Origin of the sequence: Massilistercora timonensis (assembly GCF_048354975.1) — a bacterium.
In the GTDB taxonomy this organism is placed as follows: Bacteria; Bacillota; Clostridia; order Lachnospirales; family Lachnospiraceae; genus Massilistercora; species Massilistercora timonensis.
The window spans coordinates 1-15,516 of sequence record NZ_DBGCJQ010000127.1 but is presented as its reverse complement, the minus strand read 5'-3'; the positions used below and the strand labels follow the sequence as shown (position 1 = coordinate 15,516).

Annotated in this window: 12 protein-coding genes; 7 read left to right on the top strand and 5 right to left on the bottom strand. The window is 54.4% G+C overall.

Features of this window, described 5'->3' with window-relative positions; translation table 11 throughout:
- Nucleotides 1-71: 71 nt before the first annotated feature.
- Nucleotides 72-2,507, top strand: coding sequence for a hypothetical protein (locus ACML7B_RS10905; protein WP_418541236.1), 2,436 nt, complete (start codon nucleotides 72-74; stop codon nucleotides 2,505-2,507).
- Nucleotides 2,508-2,550: 43 nt separating this feature from the next.
- Here the strand turns inward: ACML7B_RS10905 and ACML7B_RS10900 are convergent, their stop codons facing one another.
- Entirely contained in the window at nucleotides 2,551-3,042 is a 492-nt protein-coding gene (locus ACML7B_RS10900) for a QueT transporter family protein (protein WP_418541234.1), read from the bottom strand.
- 225 nt (nucleotides 3,043-3,267) lie between these two features.
- Here ACML7B_RS10900 and ACML7B_RS10895 point away from each other — a divergent pair, with 225 nt between their 5' ends.
- The 6 genes from ACML7B_RS10895 to ACML7B_RS10870 all read left to right on the top strand — a co-directional run bounded on the left by ACML7B_RS10895 (nucleotide 3,268) and on the right by ACML7B_RS10870 (nucleotide 10,554).
- Complete coding sequence (locus tag ACML7B_RS10895) at nucleotides 3,268-4,596, top strand: threonine/serine ThrE exporter family protein (protein ID WP_418541232.1); 1,329 nt, start codon at nucleotides 3,268-3,270, stop codon at nucleotides 4,594-4,596.
- Between the two features lie 90 nt (nucleotides 4,597-4,686).
- Complete coding sequence (asnS, locus tag ACML7B_RS10890) at nucleotides 4,687-6,078, top strand: asparagine--tRNA ligase (protein ID WP_418541231.1); 1,392 nt, start codon at nucleotides 4,687-4,689, stop codon at nucleotides 6,076-6,078.
- A 39-nt stretch (nucleotides 6,079-6,117) separates the two neighbouring features.
- Nucleotides 6,118-6,807 (top strand): VanR-ABDEGLN family response regulator transcription factor, encoded by a 690-nt coding sequence (gene vanR / locus ACML7B_RS10885; protein ID WP_106789520.1) that lies wholly within the window; start codon nucleotides 6,118-6,120, stop codon nucleotides 6,805-6,807.
- Entirely contained in the window at nucleotides 6,797-8,068 is a 1,272-nt protein-coding gene (locus tag ACML7B_RS10880) for a sensor histidine kinase (RefSeq protein WP_106789521.1), read from the top strand. The genes vanR and ACML7B_RS10880 overlap by 11 nt, the downstream gene beginning before the upstream one ends.
- Nucleotides 7,956-9,002, top strand: a complete 1,047-nt coding sequence (locus ACML7B_RS10875) for a DNA repair exonuclease (RefSeq protein WP_346707605.1) — start codon at nucleotides 7,956-7,958, stop codon at nucleotides 9,000-9,002. Before ACML7B_RS10880 ends, ACML7B_RS10875 begins: the two co-directional genes overlap by 113 nt.
- 1 nt (nucleotide 9,003) lies before the next feature.
- Nucleotides 9,004-10,554: an ATP-binding protein gene (locus tag ACML7B_RS10870; RefSeq protein ID WP_418541229.1), complete on the top strand. Its 1,551-nt coding sequence runs from the start codon at nucleotides 9,004-9,006 to the stop codon at nucleotides 10,552-10,554.
- 26 nt (nucleotides 10,555-10,580) lie between these two features.
- Here the strand turns inward: ACML7B_RS10870 and ACML7B_RS10865 are convergent, their stop codons facing one another.
- From ACML7B_RS10865 to murC, 4 genes are all read right to left on the bottom strand, one after another.
- A complete protein-coding gene (locus ACML7B_RS10865; protein WP_106789524.1) occupies nucleotides 10,581-11,774 on the bottom strand; it encodes a ribose-phosphate pyrophosphokinase in 1,194 nt (397 codons plus the stop codon).
- Complete coding sequence (locus tag ACML7B_RS10860; protein WP_106789525.1) at nucleotides 11,761-12,774, bottom strand: ATP-binding protein; 1,014 nt, start codon at nucleotides 12,772-12,774, stop codon at nucleotides 11,761-11,763. The genes ACML7B_RS10865 and ACML7B_RS10860 overlap by 14 nt, the downstream gene beginning before the upstream one ends.
- Nucleotides 12,775-12,793: 19 nt before the next feature.
- Nucleotides 12,794-13,738 (bottom strand): DnaD domain protein, encoded by a 945-nt coding sequence (locus ACML7B_RS10855; protein WP_418541227.1) that lies wholly within the window; start codon nucleotides 13,736-13,738, stop codon nucleotides 12,794-12,796.
- 149 nt (nucleotides 13,739-13,887) lie between these two features.
- On the bottom strand, nucleotides 13,888-15,267 hold the full coding sequence (gene murC / locus ACML7B_RS10850; RefSeq protein WP_418541226.1) for a UDP-N-acetylmuramate--L-alanine ligase: 1,380 nt from the start codon (nucleotides 15,265-15,267) through the stop codon (nucleotides 13,888-13,890).
- Nucleotides 15,268-15,516: the final 249 nt, after the last annotated feature.

Below are 15,516 nucleotides of genomic sequence, written 5' to 3'. Positions count from 1 at the left end.
CAGGCCTGCGAAGAATTCTTTCATGTTTCTCCCACACTGGGGAAACTTCTGGATCATAAAGGGGATTTGCAATGATGATAAGAAAACAGTGGAAAAAGCGGCTGATCAACGGAGGGATCCTGACCGGGGTCTTTCTGGTTGCAGTGTTTTTTTTCAGTTACCTTACCAACAATGGAAATGACAGTATGACTGCGGATATGGGGGCTGCCACTTATCCGCAGATCTCTTTTTCCTATGACGGGTATGCCTTCAACAGTGTGCCGGGCTATGCAAAGGAGATGGACATTCCCTCTATCCGGGACACCATCACGCCGGTGGGGAACCAGGGAGTAGAAATGGACATCCAGGCTTATGAGAATACGGTTACCAGCGTGGATTACAAGGTCCTTTCTCTGGACGGGCAGGAAGTCCTTCTGGAGGGGAAAGTGCGCAAACCCGGCGAGACGCAGATGCTGGATCTTGCCCGGAAAGAGGTGCTGGATCAGGAGCGGGTGCTTCAGGTGATCCTGCATTTGGAGGGAGAGAAAGACATTTTCTATTATACCCGGATCGCCTCTGCGGGGGATAAGTATGTCTCCCAGTGTCTGGAGTATGTGCAGAACTTTCACGAGGCGGCGCTGAACGGCGGGGAAGGGGCTGCGATCAGCACAGCCATCGAACCTAACGACGAGGGGGACAACACCACATTTTCCCATGTGACCATCCATTCTGATTACGATCACGTGACCTGGGGAGAGCTTAACCCTCAGGTGGAAGGTGGCGAGCGCTGGAGCATCAAGGAAATGCGGGGAAATTATTCCTGCGTGCAGGCAGAGTATATGGTGCGCTGCCGGGGGGAGGAAAATGAGGACGACTTGTATAAAGTCACGGAGTTCTTCCGGGTCCGCTATGACAAAGAACGGGACCACACCTATCTTCTGGACTATGACAGGAGAATGGCTCAGATCTTCGATCCCACAAGGCAGGTGTTGAGCGCAAAGGGACTTCTCCTTGGGATCGGGGAGGCGGATGTGCCGTATGTGATCAATGGGGACGGAACCATTGTCTCTTTTATCCAGGCCGGGGAAGTGTGGAATTACAACCGGAATACGGATGAGATCTCCCAGGTGTTCAGCTTCCGGTCTGCAGAGAACACAGATGAGCGAAATAATACCGCTCAGCATGAGATCCGTCTGATCCAGGGAGACAAAGAAGGAGATCTGACCTTTGCGGTATATGGTTATATGAACCGGGGCCCTCATGAAGGGGAAGTAGGAGTTGCTATCTATTATTATGATATTGCCACCAGCTCTGTGGAGGAAAAGCTTTTCATTTCTACGGATAAGTCCTGGGGAACAGTGATCGGCGAGTTGGGGCGGCTGGTCTATTACAGCGTGGACGAGGACCGGCTCTATGTGCTGGCGGATCAGACGCTTTATGAGATCGATGTGGAGAAGGGAGACCAGACTGTGCTGGCGGAAGAACTGACGGAAGACCGGTACGTGGTCTCTGAAGACGGGCATATGATGGCGTATCAGGCAGAGGGAAATATTGTTGTCCGGAATCTGGCCACCGGAGGAGAGCGGACGATGGAGAGTGCAGAGGGAGAGAGTATCCGCCCGCTTGGATTTATAAAAAATGATTTCGTATATGGGGCTGTCCGGGAAGAGGATGTAGGCCAGACCGTTTCCGGCGAGACGGTGGAGCCCATGTATAAAGTGGAGATCCAGGATGGGAAAGAGCAGATTATCAAGACCTATGAGCAGGAAAAGACCTATATCCTGGGAGCGCAGATCGACGAAAATATGATCACTCTGGAGAGAGCGAAAAAAAGCGGAAACATTTATACAGGAATCTCCGAAGACTATATCACAAATAATGTAGAACAAAAGGAAAGCAACATAGTCCTGGAGTCTTATTTTACGGATTTTAAAGGGACCCAGATGCGACTTACTTACAGCGACGGGATCAGCGATAAGAATCCGAAACTGCTGAAGCCAAGGCAGGTGCAGGCAGAACATCCGGCGGCGATCTCTTTTGACGGGATGGAGACCACCGGGAAATGTTATGTCTACGGTTACGGACGTCTGCAGAGGATCTGCGAGAAAGCCGGAGAGGCCGTCCGTATGGCGAAAGAGTGTGAAGGCGTAGCGGTGGCAGCAGATCAGTCTTACCTCTGGGAGAGCGGAAACCGGGATCTTAGATATACCATAAAAGGGAAAGAAGAACAGATCCACAAGATCCAGAGTCAGCTGGCCGCAGGAACGGCGCCGATGGAGATCATAGAAGAAATCCGGGATGGACAGGCGCAGGATCTGACCGGCTGCAGCTGCGAAGATCTTCTGTATATCATCAATCAGGGCCGTCCCGTGATCGCCATGAAGAATGCACAAGAAGGAATGATCCTGGTGGGATATCGGAATGATGTGGTAACTTACATTGACGGAGAAAGCGGCGAACGCCGCAGCGCATCCTGCAAAGAGATCGATAAAATGACCGCCGGGAGCGGGCACACATACGCGGCGTAAATTAATTGGGGACGTGGTATTTTTAAAAATACCACGTCCCAGATTAAAAATACCCTGTCCCTTTTTGAAAACCGCGTTGCCTCAGTGCGTAATACAGCACCAATCCCAGCGCTCCGCAGGAGAGGATCTCCCCGATCCCGATGGTGAGCATAAGGAAGGGGATGGGAAGCGCCACGCCGTATCCATAGCGAAGGACCAGCGGGACGATCATTGTGTTGGCCAGGATCGGCGGCAGCGGCGCGACCAGTGGGCTTTTGTCCCGCAGAAGATACGTAAAGACAGCGCCGATCAGAGTGGCAAGACTTCCGCACAGGATGTCCGGCAGGATCGCTCCGCCTAAGATATTTCCGATCAGGCATCCGATAAACAGGCCGGGGACGGCAGCGGGGGTGAATAAGGGGAGGATGGTCAGGGCTTCCGCCAGGCGGACCTGCACTTCTCCGAAAGAAAAGGGCGCGAAGACATACGTCAGCACCACATAGACGGCCGCGATCATGGCGGCCTGGGTCATGAAGGTAATTCTTTGATTTCTCATTTTGTTTCTCCTTTAGTTTTGTTTTACGAGTGGAAGGTCTCGAACACTCGGCACATTTTACGGCGGTGACCGCCGGCAGACCCTATAAGACCTTGGTTTTAGACAGGTCTGCAACGGGGTTCAGTATAGCATGAGAACGCCTGCTCCGTCAAGCGGAAAGCTTGACTTTTCCCGGTTTTCCACTATACTGGTACTAGAAAATCAAGGAACTATGCGAGGTGCAGAATGACACAAGAGAAAATCACCCCCAATCATATGGATATCTACTGGCACGACTACGCAGACCGGACGCCGGACGCCCCGGTCACTGAGGCCAGCATGATCGAGAAATCCACGCTGGTGGGGAGGATCGGGCTTATGCTGCTGGGCTGCGGGACTGGGGCCTGGCGGGTGAGAAGCGCCATGAACACGGTGGCGCAGAAGCTGGGTCTTACCTGTACGGCCAATATCGGACTGATGTCCATCGACTACAGCTGTTTTGACGGAGATCGGTCTTTCTCCCATTCCCTGAGTCTTAATAATACCGGGGTCAACACCTGCAAGCTGGACCGGCTGGAACGGTTTGTGAAGGAGTTTGACCAGAAGGCGGGCGCGATGACCACGGATCAGCTTCACTCCCATCTGGATGAGATCGACCGGATCGGGAACCAGTACACTCCGGCGCAGCTGGGGCTGGCTTCCGCCCTGGCCTGCGGCGCGTTTACCTTCCTCCTGGGAGGGGGGATCATCGAGATCCTCTGCGCCTTCATCGGCGCGGGCGTGGGAAATTATCTGCGCTGTAAACTGCTGAGGAAGCACTATACCCTTTTCCTGTGTATCGTTTCCTCAGTGGCCCTGGCCTGCCTGGCCTACACCCTTTCCCTGCGGGCTGCGGAGGCGGTTTTCTCCCTCTCTGTGCAGCACGAGGCAGGGTATATCTGCGCCATGTTGTTTATCATCCCGGGATTTCCCTTTATCACCAGCGGCATCGACCTGGCGAAGCTGGACATGCGCTCCGGTATCGAGCGGCTGGTGTATGCGCTGATGATCATTGTGGTGGCCACGGTCACGGCCTGGATCCTGGCGCTGGCCCTGAATCTGAAGCCGGAAGAGTTCGTGGCGCTGTCGCTGCCAGCTGGCCTTCTGTTTGCTCTGCGGCTGCTGGCCAGCTTCTGCGGGGTCTTCGGGTTCTCCATCATGTTCAACAGCCCGCTGCCCATGGCGGTGACGGCGGGGCTGATCGGCGCGGTGGCCAACACCCTGCGGCTGGAGCTGGTGGATCTTACGGCCCTTCCGCCCTCGGCGGCGGCATTCCTGGGATCCCTTGCAGCCGGCCTGATCGCTTCCCTTCTTACGAAGAAGCTGGGGTATCCAAGGATCTCCATCACCGTGCCGTCTATTGTGATCATGGTGCCGGGACTTTACCTCTACCGGGGGGTATACAACCTGGGAGAAATGTCCCTGACCCCGTCGGCTTCCTGGCTGGCTTCCGCCCTTCTCATCATCCTGTCGCTGCCGCTGGGACTGATCTTCGCCAGGATCATCACCGACCGGTCTTTCCGGCACTGTACCTAAGAGGCGGTCAGCCTTTCAAAAATGCAGCTGATGTGATATAATAACCGAAAGCATTTGCCAAGAGAAAAGAAAAGGAGCAGAAGAACAGAGATGAAACTTACACGGATCAGAGATTTATATAAGAACAGAGAAGCCTATCTGGACCAGAAAGTCACTGTGGGCGGCTGGGTGCGCAGCATCCGGGATTCCAAGAGCTTTGGCTTTATCGTGGTCAATGACGGAACCTTTTTTGAGCCGCTGCAGGTGGTTTATCACGACACCATGGAGAATTTCGAAGAGATCTCCAGACTGAACGTGGGAGCGGCCATCATTGTCACGGGAACCCTGGTAGCCACGCCCCAGGCCAAGCAGCCTTTTGAGATCCAGGCGGACACCGTGGAGGTGGAAGGAGCCTCCGCGCCGGAGTACCCGCTGCAGAAGAAGCGCCACAGCTTCGAGTATCTGCGGACCATCGCCCATCTGCGGCCCCGGACCAACACCTTCCAGGCCGTGTTCCGGGTGCGGTCCCTGACAGCTTACGCCATCCACAAGTTCTTTCAGGAGCGGGATTTTGTGTACGTGCACACCCCCATCATCACCGGAAGTGACTGTGAGGGGGCGGGAGAGATGTTCCGGGTGACTACTCTGGATCTGGAAAATGTGCCCAAAGATAAAGAGGGCCATGTGGACTACTCCCAGGATTTCTTCGGGAAGGAGACCAGCCTTACGGTAAGCGGCCAGTTAAACGGCGAGACCTATGCCCAGGCTTTCCGCAACATCTATACCTTCGGGCCCACCTTCCGAGCGGAGAACTCCAACACCACCCGGCATGCGGCGGAGTTCTGGATGATCGAGCCGGAGATCGCCTTCGCAGATCTGGAGGATGATATGGATCTGGCGGAGTCTATGCTGAAATACGTGATCAACTATGTGCTGGAAGCGGCGCCGGAAGAGATGAACTTCTTCAACTCCTTCGTGGACAAGGGGCTTCTGGAGCGGCTTCACAACGTGGTGTCCTCTGAGTTTGCCAGAGTGACCTACACCGAGGCTATCGAGCTTCTGGAGAAAAACAACGACAATTTTGAATACAAGGTATCCTGGGGCACCGACCTGCAGACCGAACATGAGCGGTACCTGACGGAGCAGATCTTCAAGCGCCCGGTGTTTGTCACCGACTATCCCAAGGAGATCAAGGCCTTCTACATGAAGGCAAACCCGGACGGCAAGACCGTGGCGGCAGTAGACTGTCTGGTTCCGGGGATCGGAGAGATCATCGGCGGAAGCCAGAGGGAGGACGACTACGACAAGCTGAAAGCCCGGATCGAGGAGCTGGGGATGAAAGAGGAAGACTACCAGTTCTACATGGACCTGCGCAAATACGGTTCCACCCGGCACGCAGGATTCGGCCTTGGCTTTGAGCGCTGCATTATGTATCTGACAGGAATGACCAATATCCGGGACGTACTGCCGTTCCCGAGAACGGTAAACAACTGCGAATTATAGAAAGTGTTCAGGGGGGAAAACCGACAGGAGGGTTTTTGTATGAACATTTTAGTAGTAGACGATGAGAAGGAAATCGCGGATGTGATCGAACTCTACCTCCAGAACGACCAGTATAATGTGTTCAAGTTTTATACCGGTCAGGAGGCGCTGGATTTCCTGAAGAGCACCAAGGTGGACCTGGCGATCCTGGACATTATGCTGCCGGATGTGGACGGGTTCCAGATCCTTAAGCAGATCCGGGAGAAATACACCTTCCCGGTGATCATGCTGACGGCGAAGACGGAGTACATGGACAAGATCACCGGCCTTACCCTGGGGGCGGACGACTATATTCCCAAGCCCTTTAACCCGCTGGAGCTGGTGGCAAGAGTGAAGGCCCAGATCCGCAGGTACACCCAGTACAACGACGGCGGCAGGGATACCGGGGACGTGATCGATTTCGGAGGGCTGGTCCTGGACCGGACTTCCCACGAGTGCATTTACAATGAGGTTCCCCTGACCCTGACCCCCATCGAGTTTGACATCCTCTGGCTTTTGTGCGAGAACCGGGGCAAGGTGATCAGCTCCGAGGAGCTGTTCGAGAAGGTATGGCATGAGAAATATTATAAAAACAGCAACAACACGGTAATGGTGCACATCCGGCATCTGCGCGAGAAAATGAACGGACCTACCGGAAAATCGGATTTCATCAAGACGGTGTGGGGAGTGGGATATAAGGTTGAAGAATAATTACCGGAAATTAAAATTCAGCATTCTTCTCCAGACGGTGCTGGTCACCGCGGTCACTGTACTTGTGGGAGGCGTGATCTTAAACTATGTGATCGACGGAGTCTACAACGAAAGCTTTGGCCGGATCTTCGTGAAGGTGCTGACGGATTTTGATGTGGAGGAGCAAAGAGCGATCGATCTGTACTGGCGCCTGATCGGCGACAACAAGATCTTCTTTATGATCGTAGGCTTTTTGCTCCTGTTTGCCTTGTTCTTCTATGTGGCGCTGTCCAAGATGACCCGCTATCTGGACCAGGTGGGAGACGGCATCGAGAATATCGTGTCGGATTCCACGGAGCCCATCCATCTGATCACGGAGCTCAAGCCCATCGAGATCCGGCTCAACGAGATCAAAGCCACGCTGAAGCGCCAGGAGCTGGAGTCGGAGGAAGGGGAGAAGAAGAAGAACGATCTGGTCCTTTTTCTGGCCCACGACCTGAAGACACCCCTTACTTCCATCGTGGCTTACTTGAGCATGCTGGACAACCACCCGGAGATGGATCCGGCGGAGCGGGAGAAATACATCCACATTGCCTTTGAGAAATCCGTCCGCCTGGGAGAGCTGATCAATGAGTTCTTTGACATCACCCGTTATAATCTTCAGAATATCGAGCTGGAGCCGGTGGAGATCAATCTGTCCATGATGCTGGAGCAGCTGGCGGACGAGCTCTACGGCGTTCTCCAGGAGAAACGGCTTCGCTGCGAGGTGGAAGTGGAAGAGAACCTGGAGGTTTACGGAGATCCGGACAAGCTTGCCCGGGTGTTTGACAATATCCTGCGAAATGCGGTGGCCTACTGTTATGAAAACACGGTGATCCAGATCCGGGCCCGGAAGAAGGGCGGAGACATTGAGATCGCGTTTATCAATCAGGGGGACAAGATCCCTGGGGCCATGCTCCAGACCATCTTTGAGAAATTCTACCGGGTGGACGGTTCCAGATCCAGTGGCACCGGCGGCGCGGGGCTGGGCCTGGCCATTGCCAAGGAGATCGTGGAACTGCACGGGGGAAGCGTCCAGGCAAGGAGCGACGATATAAGGACTCAGTTTATCGTGACCCTGCCGTCGAAGAGTGAAGAGAAACCAGAAGAAGGAGAACAAGATGAGATTCATCCACATCGCAGACATACATTTGGGGGCAGAGCCGGACGCAGGAAGCGCGTACAGCAAAAGCCGGCCAAGAGAGATCTGGAACAGCCTGGAGAGGATCTGCGGGATCTGTGAGGAAGAAGGGACGGACCTGCTTCTTATCGCCGGGGACCTGTTCCACAGACAGCCCCTTTTGCGGGAGTTAAAAGAAGTGAACGCCTGCCTGGGGCGGATGAGGAAGACCCAGGTGGCGCTGATCATCGGCAACCACGACTATCTGAAGCCGGGCTCCTATTACCGGAGCTTTTCCTGGGCGGCCAATATCCATCCCCTTCTGAGCGAGGAACTGGAATGCCTGGAATTGCCAAAGCTTAGCACGGCGGTGTACGGCATGAGCTATCATTCCCGGGAGATCACCGGCCGGCCCTATGAGGGAATGGGAGCGCCCGGGCGGCAGAAACACGAGATCCTGATGCTCCACGGCGGGGACGAGAAGCATATGCCCATAGATGGAAAAGAACTTTCCAGTCTTGGGTATGACTATGTGGCCCTGGGCCATATCCATAAGCCTCAGGAGGTGATCCCGGGGAAGGCGGCCTACAGCGGGGCCCTGGAGCCCATTGACAAAAATGACATGGGTCCTCACGGATATATTGCCGGGGAGCTTACGGACCGGGGGTGTCAGATCCGGTTTGTGCCGGCGGCGGCAAGAGAGTACCGGCCGCTGGAGATAAGAGTGACCCGGGAGATGACCGGATATCAGGTGAAAGAACTGCTCCGGTCGCGGATCGGGGAGCTGGGAAAGGAACATATGTATAAGGCCCGCCTTGTGGGCTTCCGGGATCCGGAGGTGCTGTTTGACTTAAGTGGTTTCGACGTCTATGGAAATCTGGTGGAACTAACAGACGGGACCCGTCCGGCCTATGATTTCGGGAAGCTGGAAGAGACCAACCGGGAAAATATCCTGGGGGCGTTTATCCGGGAGTTCCAGGGAGCCGGGGAGGAGACCACGGAGTATATGGCCCTGTGCGAGGGCGTGCAGGCGCTGATGGAGACAAGAAGAGACTGATATGAAGATTTGCAGGATTAAGATAAAAAATTTCGGAAAGCTGGCGGACCGGGACTTTGATCTGTCTGAGGGCGTCCAGCTTTTTTACGGGGAAAATGAATCGGGGAAATCCACCGTTCATTCCTTTCTAAAAGGCATGCTTTTTGGTATGGAAAGAGGGCGGGGACGGGCGTCGGCAAACGATGCTTTCAGCCGGTACGAACCCTGGGAGAACCCGTCTTCTTACGCCGGGTCCCTGCAGTTTGAAAGCGGGGGGAAACATTTCTGGATCCACCGGAATTTTGACAAATATACCCGGAAGGCGGAGTTGATCTGCGAGGAGGATGGAGAGGAACTTTCCATGGAACAGGGAGATCTATGCGTGCTGCTGGGGGGAATGGACGCAGCGGGATATGAGAACACCATCTCCATCGGCCAGCTGAAAGCCCAGCCGGGCCAGCCCTTGGCCGAGCAGCTGAAAAGCTTCGCGGTGAATTATTACGCGGCGGGATCAAGCGACCTTGATCTGCCGGCGGCTCTTGCTCATCTGGAGGAGCGGCGCAAAGAGGTGGACCGGGAGCGCAAAGAGCTGGCGGGCAAGCGGCAGAGAAGAAGAGAACGGATCGAGCAGGAGGCCTCCTATGTATGGCGGGAGATCCACGGGCTTGTGGAGGAAGAAGAGGCGCTGGAGGAGGAGATCCACCTTCGGCGGGAGAGGGCCCGGGAAGAAGAGCCGGAGAAGAAGCGGGTGCTGGATGAGATCCGGCCGCCCAAGTGGAGGATCCATCCGGTAGAGATCCTGTTGTTCTTCCTGATCGTGGCAGGTTCTTTCGTGCTGATCCATCGTCCCTGGAACTTTCTGGTGGCCATTGTCCTGTCCCTGTGCTGCGGGATCTATGTGTGGAACCGGATGAAAGTAGGGAAGCGCCAGGAGAAGACGGAACCGGAGAAGATCCTGGAAGAGATCACCCCCAGGGAGGAGAAGGAACCTCTGGAGCGGCTGCTGTGGAAGCGGGAGCATCTGGAGTCGGAGCGTAAGGATAAAGAAGTCCAGTATGAGAATCTGAAGGAATGTCTGGAAGAATTGGAAGAAGTAGGGCAGGAGGAGAAGGAGCTGGACCGGAAGCGGGAAGCTGTCCTTCTGGCTGCGGAGAAGCTGAACCAGGTGTCCCGGCTTCAGCAGGATAAGATGGAGGACGACCTGGATGTGCGGGTGTCCCAGATCATGAGGGAGATCACCGGGGGGAAATATACTCGTCTGGTGGTGGAGGAACCGCTGAAGATGAGCGTGCTTATGGAGGACGGAAGGAAAGTGGGGATCGACCGCCTCAGCAGGGGCACCATCGAGCAGATCTACTTCGCTCTTAGGATGGCGGCGGGGGAATTGCTCTATGAGGAGGAATATCCGGTGATCCTGGACGATACCTTTGCCTACTATGACGAGGCCAGGCTTGGGAATACTCTGAAGTGGCTGGCCGCAAACCGGCGGCAGGTTCTTCTTTTTACCTGCCAGAAGCGGGAGGAGGAGATCCTTGGGGAACTGGGGATCCCCTATAAGAGACAAAAGATCTGAAAAGGGAGAAAAAGAGAGGAGGTCTTTTAGACCTCCGAATCGATTTCTCCCTTTTTGTAATTTTCTACCGCGGCCAGGATCCGCTCATGGGGATCCAGAATGCTGCTGATGGAGCCGTCATGGTTCAGAGTGTCGATCAAAAGAGCCATGTATTTGCTCATATCGCAGTTCACATAATAGGGCCGGGCCAGAAGTTCCGGCGTCTGATAGATCAGGTTGGTGGTGAGGATGGCGTCGATGATCCCTTCCTCGTAGGCCTGATCGAACTTCTCCAGACCGTTGGTGAAAAGTCCGAAGGTGGCTGCCGCGAAGATCCGGCGGGCGTTCCGCCGTTTTAACTGCCGGGCCACGTCCAGGATACTGTCTCCGGAGGAGATCATGTCGTCCAGGATGATCACGTCCTTGCCCTCCACGGAGGAGCCCAGGAACTCGTGGGCCACAATAGGGTTCCGTCCGTTGACTACCCGGGTGTAATCCCGCCGTTTATAGAACATACCCATATCCAGGTTCAGGATGTTGGCCAGATAGACCGCGCGCTCGGTGGCGCCCTCGTCCGGGCTGATGGCCATCATGTGGTCGCTGTCGATCTGAAGATCGTTATAGGTGAGCAGAAGTCCCTTTACAAACTGATAGGTGGGACGGATGGTCTCAAATCCACTTAAGGGGATGGCGTTCTGGACTCTGGGATCGTGGGCGTCAAAGGTGATGATATTGTCCACGCCCATCCGCACCAGTTCCTGCAGGGCGAGGGCACAGTCCAGGGATTCCCGGCGGCTTCTCTTGTGCTGGCGGCTTTCGTACAGGAAGGGCATGATCACGTTGATCCGGCGGGCCTTTCCTCCTACTGCCGCGATCACCCGCTTCAGGTTCTGGAAGTGGTCGTCCGGGGACATGCGGTTGATGTTTCCTGTCAGGGAGTAGGTCAGGCTGTAGTTGCACACATCCACCATAATGTAGATGTCCTTGCCGCGGACGGATTCTCCCAGGATCCCCTTGGCTTCGCCGGAACCAAAACGGGGCACTTTGGCGTTGATCAGGTAGTTGTCCCGCTCATAGCCGCTGAATGCCACGTCGTCCTTGTGGGCATGTCCTTCCTCCCTGCGCCATTTTACGATATAATCGTTTACCTTGTCTCCCATCTCCTGGATGCCGTCCAGGGCTACAATGCCAAGGGCTCCTACAGGGATATTGTCCAGGTTGCGTTCATTACGACGTAACATCTTTTGTACCTCCAAGGTTTAATAGTTTTTTCTGGATCCGGATATCGTCCCCGGTGAGCCGCAGCATGGTGTAGGAGCTGCTGAGCCGGGAGAAGATCCGCTCCGAGTATATGGATTTGATATCGTCAAGCGCCAGGTTGGTGGAAATGATGGTTGCCTTCCGGCGCAGGATCCGCTCGTTGATACAGGCGAAAAGCTGGGACGCGGTAAATGCGTTGGTAAGCTCCGTGCCCAGGTCGTCAATGATCAGAAGATCACATTCATAGATGGGGGCAAGCCCGTCGGAATGTTCCTCCCGCTTCCCGCCAAAGGTGTTTTCCGCGAAATGCTCAAAGAGCTGGACGGCGGAAAAGTAAATGACCGAGTAGGATGCGTCGATCAGTTCTTTGGCGATGCAGTGGGAGAGAAAGGTCTTCCCTACCCCGGTGTCGCCGTATAACAGAAGATTGTGAAATTCACTGGAGAAGTTGTCCACGAAGGAGCGGCAGGTTTTCAGCGCCGTCTTTACTGCCTCCAGGGAAGAGCGGCCCGTCAGCGGGTCAATGTGGTTGCTGGAGTAATATTCCAGGCGGAAGGTGGAAAAATTCTCCTCTTCCAGGATCCCCTGCAGGTTGGACTGCTGATAGAGCAGGTCGATAATAGCCTTCTTGAAGCAGTGGCACTTCTCTGTGCCGATGTAGCCGGTGTCCCGGCAGTCGGGGCAGGTATAGTGAGGTTCCAGGTAATCTTCCGGGAACCCTGCGTCAAGAAGAAGCTGCCTCTTGCGGGCGAAAAGCCCGGCCAGCGTCTCTTTAGCAGAAGCAAGGGCGGTTTCGTCCCCGTCCAGAAGGTTCTTTGCCTTGGCCACGCTGACAGAAGAGATCTCTTCCTCCGTCTGTTGAAGGGCCGGGATGCGCTTGTAGGCTTCCTGGCGCTGCCGGCGAAGCCGCTGCTCGTCTTCCAGCTGCCGCTGTTCATAGATACGCATAAGTAAATCGTATTGAGAATTGGAAAGAGCCATAAAAATCTCCTTACAATAGTTATTGCTGGACCAGTTTCCGTTCCAGATCGTTCATATCGTAGGAACGGCTGTCGAAATTATTGAATTTATTGGAGGAAGCTTTGGCCGCAGGCCGTTTTTTGCGTTCCTTCTCTTTATAGTAGGCCGTGTCCAGGGCTTCCACATCCTTCAGGCTGTGGACGTTCTGGGCCAGCCAGCTTTTTAAGATCGAGTCGGTGTACTCAAAGCTGGGCTGGTGGATCTTGTTCATGGTCCGGGCGCAGGCCTCCAGGATGATCTCCAGGGCAAAGCCGTATTCCTCGTTCCACTTCCGGATATAGGCGATCTCGGAAGCGGCAGGGGAGCGGCCTTTGATGCCGTAGGCGTTCAGCACGGAGTAGCAGTTGCGGTTGTAGGCCTGGGTGCCTGCCTTGGCCTCCTCTACGGTGTGGAATTCCTGCTCATGCCAGGAGAGGGCCACTTTCTGGATATAATGGATGCTCTTGTGGCCGTTTTCCACACAGTATTCGATGAGATATTCGATCAGGTCCGCAGACATGTGAAGGGTCTCATAGAAATAGGTGATGGCCTCAATGTCTGTGGCGGAAAGAGTCTTGCCCAGATACTGCTCGGCCACAAACAGAAGCTCTTTGAACTCCTTGCGGCTACGGTACTGCCGGATGTCCGGAACATCCGAAGGCAGAGAAGACGAAGCGGGTCCGCTCTCAGGAGCGGACTCGTATTCCAAAAGACCCTGCTTCTTCCAGTAATTCAAAGCCCGGACCACATCTTTTTCCGTGATCTCCAGAAGATCTGCGATCCTGGAGACGGTGAGGGTGCCGGAGGGCTCGGTCAGATGACGGAGCAGAAGAAGGTACACCTTTACATATTCGCCGTTGGCTTTGGCCATATAATTGTCGATAAATTCATTCTCCAGCACAGTGGTATTGCTCTGCGCGTGGTTGGTAAGCGTTAATTTCCTCATGGTGTACATTCCTTCCATAACTGTCTGATCCCCATGGGGATCTGGTGTCTCGTAGGGATATTATAGCACCGGTCAGTCAGGCAAAAAAGAAATTTTTGAGCAAAAAAACGGCTTTTTTGTGGATAAAATTCTGTGGAAAATGTGGAAAACTACTGGTCCAGAAGAGCTTCTCCAATATTTACAACGTTTCCGGCGCCCATAGTTATCAACAGGTCCCCTTCCCGGCAGTTGGTCCGGCAGAAATCTTCAATCTCCTCAAAGGAGGGGAAGTAATAAACATCGGTCCCCTTCTCCCGGAGGGCATTGGCCAGATCCTCCGAGGAGATGCCCAGCGTGTTGACCTCCCGGGCGGCGTAGATGTCGGCCAGGATCACGTGGTCCGCAAGGGAGAGGGCCTCCACGAATTCCGGGAACAGTGCCTTGGTCCTGGTATAGGTGTGAGGCTGGAAGACACACCAGAGCTGTCCGTGGGGATAATGTGCGGCTGCTTCCAGGGTGGCTTTTATCTCTGTGGGATGATGGGCGTAGTCGTCGATCACCGTCACGCCCTGGAATTCCCCTTTGTGCTGGAATCGCCGGTCTGTGCCCTTAAAGTCACGGAGTCCCTGCTTGGAGATCTCCAGGGGCAGATGCAAAAGATCTGCCACGGCAAGGGAGGCCAGCGCGTTCTGGACATTGTGCTCCCCGTTGACGGAGAGACTGATCCGGTCCACAAAGATGCCTTCCTTTATAAAGTCAAAAGACACTGCCCCGTCAGTCCCGTAGGAGAGGTTGACGGCGGCGTAGTCAAAGGAGCTGTCCATGCCGTAAGAGATGACCTGGCAGGGAAGCCCTTCTGTAAATCCTTCAAGGTCCGGGATGTTCCCGTTGATGATCAGCGCGCCGTCGGAAGGCAGCAGCTGGGCAAACCTGCGGAAGGAGGAACGGATATCGTCAAGATCCTTGAAGAAATCCAGGTGGTCAGCGTCAATATTTAAGATAATGCTGATCTTGGGCAGGAAGTGAAGGAAGCTGTTGGTATATTCACAGGCCTCCGTCACAAATAAGTCGGAATCGCCCACCCGGATATTTCCTCCGATGGAAGGAAGGATCCCGCCCACGGAGATGGTGGGGTCCAGGTCGCCTGCCAGCAGGATCTGGGAAAGCATGGAGGTTGTGGTGGTCTTTCCGTGGGTGCCGGCTACGGCGATGGGGATCTTGTAGTTGGCCATCAGCTGTCCCAGAAGCTCCGCCCGGCTTAAGAGGGGAAGTCCTTTTTGCACGGCTGCCTGGTACTCCTCATTATCCTCATGGATGGCAGCAGTGTAGACAACCACGTCGATGCCCTCTATGATGTTGGAGGCTTTCTGCCCGTAGAAGATCCGGGCGCCCTTCTCTTCCAGCTGCCTGGTGAGAGGCGTCTCCTTATTGTCGGAGCCGGATACGGTGAAATGTTCCTTGAGAAGGATCTGGGCCAGACCGCTCATGCTGATCCCGCCGATCCCGATAAAATGTACATGTATGGGTTTGTCAAACTGAATATGATACATCGATGATTCTCCCCTTTTCTTCCTTTTCTTATAAGCTAGGCTGATACTAAAATCCTATCTTATTATTATATACATATATTGGGAAAAAACCAAGTCGAAATTTTTGGTATAATTAAAAGAATGGAAAAAGGCTGAAGTGAAAAGTTTATTTCCACTTTGAAGGTGGCAAAGTAGATTTTAGTCTTTCACTCATTTCCACTTCCCTATATATGGCATTTAGTCTTACACTTTTCATGTTAGGCAGTCGCC